A 6,796-nucleotide genomic window follows, 5' to 3' on the forward strand; every position below is an offset into this window, starting at 1 on the left:
GTAAGCTTACTTCTGCATTACCATTACATCATTCATCATAAAGGTAGAGCCGCCGCTGGCTTCAATGTTGTACACTTTCTGTACCCCGCCAGCATACTCTTTTTTCTGTAATACTTTGTAAGCCGCAAAATTCCCCGTTTTGCTATCGAAGCAAAGTACCTCATCTCCGGCGGTAACTTCACCAATTTTGCGGCTGCCGTTTTGGGTCAGCATGGGGTGGTTAGGGGTTGCTTCAATTATTTTGCTTTCTAATTTTACTTCCTGGCCAAGCTTGCCTGCTTTCTCGGTGGCGTTAACCACTACTAAACGCGTAATCGCGTAATTTTTAGCTTCGTGGGAAACCAGTTCTTTTACCTGTACTTTAGTGGTTGTTTTAGTTGCCGGGTCGATGGTTAAAACCTCATCGCCAGCCTTTACATCCTGCAGTAATTTTTTACGGCCATTAGCCATGGCTACCTCCTGCGTACCCGGGAAACAAATATCGTTGCCGTAAGTAGCCGATTCAGCTTTCAGGTCTTTGCCCTGGCTCATGGCTTTGTATTCCTGGAACGAAAGCTCTTTCGATAGCACGTAGGAAAGCTTCAGCACGAAGTTCTTTTCTACTTTATCAATGGCGTGAATATCTTCGAAATATTGCTCCCAGATTTTACCTTCGGTTTTAGAACTAGGCAGCAGGGCCTGGTATTGTTTGCCTTTTTCGTTCGTGTAAAAAATCATCATGCCCAATTCGGCCATACCGTCTTTGGCCAGCAACCGGTACAAATCGATGCGTTTTTTCAGGCCATCGTCGCCGGTAATAAAATAAGGTTTGCGGCCTTCGTAGCGGTCCAGAATATAGGCATTTTCAATTTTTACATAAGTTTCAGTATCCAGGTCTTTAACGGTAAAAGTTTTGGCCTTCTGATATTCTGCTAAGGTTATAGCCCGGAAATCGTCCATTGGTCTGGCTTCTGAAACATACAGACTTCCGATTAGCATTAACGATAAAATACTCTTGCGCATAATTGTATTTGTTTGTTGGAAAATTAATTTAAAGACCCAGGCCAGCCCGAAAGCGTTGGCCTGAGCCAGTTTATTATTTAAGAAACTTGTTTAAAAGCATCGGCAAATGCCTGCATTTCGTCCATTCGCCCAATGCTGATGCGGCACCATTCTTTGTTGTCAAACTTCCAGTTTCGCACGCCTACGCCGCGTTTCATGAGTTCGGCGGTAAATTTTTCGCCCTCCATTTTCAGCGGGAACATCACGAAGTTGCTCGACGATGGGATGTATTCGTAGCCTTCTTTTTTAAGCACATCGTAGAGGAATTTTTTAGAAGCCAAGGTTTTTTTCAGGGCATCCTGTAAGAATTCCTGGTCGTTGTAAGCCGCCAATGCCGCTTTTACCGAAGTAGCCGAAATACTGAAACCACCGGCGGTATATTTGCTCAAGGCTTTTACTAATTCTGGCTGCGCTACAATATAGCCCACCCGCAAACCGGCAAAACCGTACAGTTTAGAGAAAGTGCGGGCCACAATTACGTTCTGGCCTTTGTTAATGGCATCCATCACGGAGGCGGCTTTCGGATCGGGCAAATAATCGATGTAAGCTTCGTCTACAAAAACCGGCACCTTTTTAGAAACGCGTTCGCAGAAAGCTTTTAGTTTAGCCGTATCTACCACGGTACCGGTGGGGTTATTTGGGTTGCAGATATACATCAGCGAAGTGCTGCTGTCTACCTTTTTCTCCATCGCATCCAAGTCCAGCTTGTAATCGGCCGTAAGCGGCACTTTGGTCCAGGCGGTATTAAATTCGGCCGCACCCCGGGGCAAGCTGGCGTACGTTGGGTCGCCGGAAACAATATTGGAACCGTTTTTCTCGCTGAAATACATGGCTGCGGCCAATAGCAACGGCGAAGAACCAGCGCCCATTAATATATTTTCCGGCTTCACGCCTTCGTACTCCGCAATTTTATTGGTTAACTCCCTGATATAAACACTGGGGTATTGGTAGCTGGTTTCCAAAGCCTCCATGATGGCTTTCTTGGCCTTAGCCGATGGGCCAAAGGGGTTTTCATTTGAACTTAACCGGGCTTTCAGCGGCGCCGGCGCGGCCAATAACACACTCTCATCGGTAGCATAATTAATGCTTTCTTCGAGCAGTTTTTTCCGGGCCACCTTACCAGGCATAGCCAGCAATTGATTAGCAGATCCCGAGAATAAAGTAAGTCCTCCGGCTAAAATGGCACTGGATTTAAGCCAGTTACGTCTGTTCATTGATGATGCCATAGTTGTTTTATTTGTATAAGTGTGAGACATATTTATTATTTATTAATTAACCTTTGTTCGTGGTTGTGGGGTATTGTACCCGCTGTTCGGCCAGGCGGCTGTGTACGGCCGCTACCGTGCTGCGCGCCGATTCAAAGGCGCCGGCCATCCAGGCCGTAAGGTAAGTGGTATGCTCGCCGGCGAAGTAGACGTTCTTGTCTGGTTTTAAAAGCGCCGGGTATAAATTTTTACGTTCTTCGCTGCCGTACACGGCCCAGCCCCCCATGTTGTACAGGGTTTTGTGCCAGGTTACCGAGAAGGAGTTCTCAAATTCCTGTTTGTACTGCGGATGAATAAGACTGCCTTTTTCCAGGGCAAATTTTTCCCGCTCGGCCACCGACATATCCCCTACCCGTTTGGCTTTATCGTTAAAATTATAACAGCCAATGAGCACGCCTTTTTTGCCCAGGTACCCGTTCGATGGGTAAAATATTTGGGTTAAATCGTTGTTGGTGTGGGTAATGCCGCCGAAAATGTGTTCATCTTCTTCCCAGAAACGGCGTTTAAACTGCAAACCAATTTTACCGGTCTGGATGTAAGGCACAAAATCGATGGCCCGGCTTACATCCGAAGCAAAATTGTGGTTAATGTTACTTAGCACCGGCAAAGGCAAAGTACAGATGCAGATATCGCCTTTAATTTCGTGTTCGCCGGTTTTGTCTTTATAAGTTACTTTAACGCCATCGGCCACATTGGTTATGGCTTTTACTTCGGCGCCAAATTTTAAAGAACCGGCAATTTTCTTTTCCAGGGCTTTGGCAATACTATCCATACCGCCCACTGCCTGAAACATGGTCATTTGCAGCTCATAAGTATATTCGGCCACATTGTAAAAATCGGGGTCGAGCAAACCCGACTGAATAATATCGACCAGCTTGTGCGGGTCGGCAATTTTTCCGGATTTTTCACCGGCACCCGGGGCTTCCAGGTAGCCGCGCCGCGCCGATGCTTTGTATAATTTATCTATATCCAGGCCACCTTCGGCCCGCAAATATTCCAGCACTTTAGCCGCATCTTCTTTGCTCATGGCCAGGTCCAGCTTATCCTGGTCCAGGGCTTTGGCCAACAGTTCGCTGGTGTAGCCGCGCATATCGTTGTGTATTTCGCGGGCCCGCACTTTCTGGTTCGATAATTTGCCTTTGCCTTCGCTGAAATAATAAGTGCTTTCGTTTACGTTGTTATATACTTCCAGCGGCACCCCCAATTCTTTGCAGTAATGCAGCGTAAGTTTATGGTGGTGCGGAATGCGCGAAGGGCCGGCATTAAAATATTGGCCTTCATCAAAAGTAGAGGTAAGTACCGGTCCACCCACTTCCTGGTGCGTAGAACCTTTCCGGACACTGAACACGCGCCCACCGGAACGGTTGCGAGCCTCTAATATAGTAGTGCGATAGCCCAATTTATTTAACTCGTAAGCCGCCGTCATGCCGGCTAAACCACCACCTAATATTACAATGTGTTTGCCTTTGCCGTCGCCTTGCAGCGAGAAGGCATGCGCCGGCGCACTTGGCATTAATCCCAGTGCCAGCATAGCCGGGTAAGCCGTTCCGGCAATTAAGGCACTTTTATTTAGAAAGCTTCTGCGAGATATCTTTTTAACCATAATCCAATTAAATAATCTTTAATTTAATTACGTTAAAGGTATAAATTTTATACTTAATCAGCCAAATTATAATATAAAATATAATTTACTCTCTTAAAAATATATGTTTTTCCGAAAAAGTTTACTGTTTTGATAAATTACACCTTAAAATTAATGCGTATTTAAATAATTGCTTAAATAATATTCAAGAGGCAAGTATAAATAAATTGCAAATATTAGAAGTTCATATATAATTTTTGAGGCAACCAATAATTTTTTAAAGCTGTTTTCCGAAAAAAGGTATTTTTAGGGCGGGTAAGTACTGGAATTAGACTGTAGTTTCTAAAAATGTTATTCTAGCTAAAAAAACCTGTACCTGATTTATCTTTTACTAGGATAGCTTCCGGCACTCAGAAAACTATTGCGACTTATTTATTATAGATGAGATTACTTGTACCCTTATATATTATATACCTTCTGCTTAACTATATTATATACCTTCTGCTTAACCTAATTTATTAGCCTATGAAAAATTCTATTCTGTTTTGCGTTTGCTTATTATTTGCTACCAGCGCTTTAGCGCAACAACCCGCCAGCCCGAAAAAAAACGCCAAAAGAATAATTAAAACCGCCCAGGCACCACAGCCCATTGGACCTTACAGCCAGGGCGTAGTAGCCAATGGTTTCTTGTTTGTAGCCGGACAGGTAGGAGCTAATCCGCAGACGCGGCAATTGGTTACCGAAAGCTTTGAAGCCGAAGCCACGCAGGTGCTGGAAAATATTAAGCAAATATTAAAAGCCGCCGGACTGGATTTCCAGCACGTGGTAAAGGCCACCATTTACGTAAAGGATATTGGCCAATTTGCGAAAGTAAACGAGATCTACGGCAAATATTTTATTTCCGATCCGCCGGCCCGCGAAACGGTGCAGGTTGCCAACCTGCCAGGCAATGCTAATATTGAAATATCGGTAATAGCGGTGATGGAGTAGGTTAAAACCTAAATTTTAATGGTTTTACGGACAAGCATTATTTTAAAGGCAAGATTATATATTTAAAAATTCTGGTGTGAGTTCTCTCTATTTAATACACGGATGAAGACATGGCAGCAATGTAATAATTGGCCGCGTAAGTTGCCAGCAAAACCAATAGTATGTCTTGTGGTTTATTGTCGTACGAGATGCTGTAATTATAGCTGAATTTTGCCCAATTAAAATCAGGATTCAATAACATTAATCTTTGTCCATCTTGGTCTTCCAGCACATATTTATTTAGGAAAGTACCGGTTGCTTTTAATATAAATGCATGTCCATTTGGAAATGAAATAGTGATATTTCCTTTCCAATTCATTTGCATACTGGCAACCTCCGTTTCATTGTTAGTTACAGAAATAGTAGTGCTAAATATTCCTTTTGGTGTAATTTTAAAATTGTCATTACCTACTACAGCATTGGCTTTAAAAGAAAACAAACTATCATAGGTTAGGTGCCCTAACTTTTCTGAATTATCAGTAAGTTCAAATGTCTTGTTGTTGGTGCATTTAATTTCCATCGTTTTAGTTCTTTAATGGCTAATTTATTTTAGCCATTTCATCTGCCGTGACAGGTGTTACCACTTAATACCTATTACAATTAATATGTAATTAACCTCTTAACTTATGCACCGGCTTCTGGTGTTCTTTATTTTCTTACTACCTTAACAAGTATCAGGTGATAACACCTGACACGGCAGAAAAAACTTACAAGAGTTTACAGTTTTAAGGGATATTTCAGGATGCAGAATTATCATCTTCAAAACCTTCAATAAAGTTACCTGGAATAATTTTTCTTTAGCCTTGAAGCTGGAATAATTACTGGCTTTTCGTTTCTGCTATTATAGAAAAAAATAAAACCTTCAGTTCTACCTATATAATATAAATACTGATTAGAAATAATTTTTTCATTATCATCAAATATGAAAACGGCATTTTTAAAAAATTGATGCTTCTTAACCTTATACGCTTCATTTAGTGCATTTGCAATAGAAAAAAGGATAAGGGATAAAAGCAGAAAGCTAAAAAAAACGAAAATAATCTTTAACTCTAATCCATACCAATCTTTAAGTTGAATTTTAGCTAAAACAGTAATAATAGGAATTATAATATAACCTATTAAAAATAAAGTGATTGAAATTATAAATTCGTACTTTTTTATATTCTTTCGTAAAATGTAAAAAAAGAAAAATGCTAATGTGGAAATTCCGAAGAACCAATAACTTAAATTAATCTGCATCAATATTAATCTTATCCTTTGAGCAAAATCCAAATTTAGCAACAAATTAAAACCAGCACCGTCAATATTTATTTTATAAAAGAAGTCTAAGGAAGTGATTCCAACAAAAATCGCAACCAATAAAAATGCCATTACATTTTCCAAAAACAAAGACAGTATTTCGGTAATTTTAAGATATGGCAATATTGTAAGGTTAAAAACTTTATAATAAGTATAGATTTTAATTACTCCACAAAAAATCAAAAAGAAACCAAGAATTGTAGCTAGCTTTTCTACATCTTCTATTGTTAAGTTCATTATAAGAATTCTTTAATATGAATTAATTTATTTTGCTTGGATGGATTAATTATATTGCTAGGTAAGTTCCTATCAACATCAATTATTTTATCTTTAATATGATAAACTTTTATCTTTTTATTAAGAACAAGCCATCCGATTAATGTATCAATTCCTCCTGCACAGATTCTAATTGGATAGATATTATCAAATATTTTAGGTATGGAACTAATTTTAAGTAAGTATGCAAACATGCCCCTTCTTGGATAAATTACATCATAGAAACTTCTATTATATAACTTATTTCCTTTCAACAAAATATTATTAGAGCTACCCAGTAAGATTATATCAAAATCTGCTGGTT

Annotated in this window: 7 protein-coding genes; 1 reads left to right on the forward strand and 6 read right to left on the reverse strand. The window is 40.2% G+C overall.

Features of this window, described 5'->3' with window-relative positions:
* Positions 1-6: 6 nt before the first annotated feature.
* The 3 genes from AAE02nite_RS07865 to AAE02nite_RS07875 all read right to left on the reverse strand — a co-directional run bounded on the left by AAE02nite_RS07865 (position 7) and on the right by AAE02nite_RS07875 (position 3,909).
* Positions 7-1,002: a Hint domain-containing protein gene (locus AAE02nite_RS07865; RefSeq protein ID WP_146896716.1), complete on the reverse strand. Its 996-nt coding sequence runs from the start codon at positions 1,000-1,002 to the stop codon at positions 7-9.
* Positions 1,003-1,079: 77 nt separating this feature from the next.
* Positions 1,080-2,267: a pyridoxal phosphate-dependent aminotransferase gene (locus AAE02nite_RS07870; protein ID WP_246150877.1), complete on the reverse strand. Its 1,188-nt coding sequence runs from the start codon at positions 2,265-2,267 to the stop codon at positions 1,080-1,082.
* Between the two features lie 46 nt (positions 2,268-2,313).
* Complete coding sequence (locus AAE02nite_RS07875) at positions 2,314-3,909, reverse strand: flavin monoamine oxidase family protein (protein ID WP_174761929.1); 1,596 nt, start codon at positions 3,907-3,909, stop codon at positions 2,314-2,316.
* Positions 3,910-4,413: 504 nt separating this feature from the next.
* On the opposite strand from AAE02nite_RS07875, the gene AAE02nite_RS07880 reads away from it, so the two are divergent.
* On the forward strand, positions 4,414-4,878 hold the full coding sequence (locus AAE02nite_RS07880; RefSeq protein WP_146896719.1) for a Rid family detoxifying hydrolase: 465 nt from the start codon (positions 4,414-4,416) through the stop codon (positions 4,876-4,878).
* Positions 4,879-4,969: 91 nt separating this feature from the next.
* On the opposite strand, the gene AAE02nite_RS07885 is transcribed toward AAE02nite_RS07880, so the two are convergent.
* From AAE02nite_RS07885 to AAE02nite_RS26230, 3 genes are all read right to left on the reverse strand, one after another.
* Positions 4,970-5,437, reverse strand: a complete 468-nt coding sequence (locus tag AAE02nite_RS07885; RefSeq protein ID WP_146896721.1) for a hypothetical protein — start codon at positions 5,435-5,437, stop codon at positions 4,970-4,972.
* A gap of 257 nt (positions 5,438-5,694) precedes the next feature.
* Positions 5,695-6,453 carry a hypothetical protein gene (locus AAE02nite_RS07890; RefSeq protein ID WP_146896723.1) on the reverse strand — a complete coding sequence of 253 codons (759 nt, stop codon included), beginning with the start codon at positions 6,451-6,453 and terminating at the stop codon, positions 5,695-5,697.
* A partial coding sequence (locus AAE02nite_RS26230; protein ID WP_170252546.1) for a hypothetical protein occupies positions 6,453-6,796 on the reverse strand: 344 nt, incomplete at its 5' end. The genes AAE02nite_RS26230 and AAE02nite_RS07890, both read right to left, overlap by 1 nt.

Source organism: Adhaeribacter aerolatus (genome assembly GCF_007991635.1).
Lineage (GTDB): Bacteria > Bacteroidota > Bacteroidia > Cytophagales > Hymenobacteraceae > Adhaeribacter > Adhaeribacter aerolatus.

Excerpts from the sequence above, each read along its gene's own strand:
- AAE02nite_RS07880 (WP_146896719.1), top strand. The coding sequence starts at position 4,414 with ATGAAAAATTCTATTCTGTTTTGCGTTTGCTTATTATTTGCTACCAGC.
- AAE02nite_RS07875 (WP_174761929.1), bottom strand. The coding sequence starts at position 3,909 with ATGGTTAAAAAGATATCTCGCAGAAGCTTTCTAAATAAAAGTGCCTTA.
- AAE02nite_RS07890 (WP_146896723.1), bottom strand. The coding sequence starts at position 6,453 with ATGAACTTAACAATAGAAGATGTAGAAAAGCTAGCTACAATTCTTGGT.
- AAE02nite_RS07885 (WP_146896721.1), bottom strand. The coding sequence starts at position 5,437 with ATGGAAATTAAATGCACCAACAACAAGACATTTGAACTTACTGATAAT.
- AAE02nite_RS07870 (WP_246150877.1), bottom strand. The coding sequence starts at position 2,267 with ATGGCATCATCAATGAACAGACGTAACTGGCTTAAATCCAGTGCCATT.
- AAE02nite_RS07865 (WP_146896716.1), bottom strand. The coding sequence starts at position 1,002 with ATGCGCAAGAGTATTTTATCGTTAATGCTAATCGGAAGTCTGTATGTT.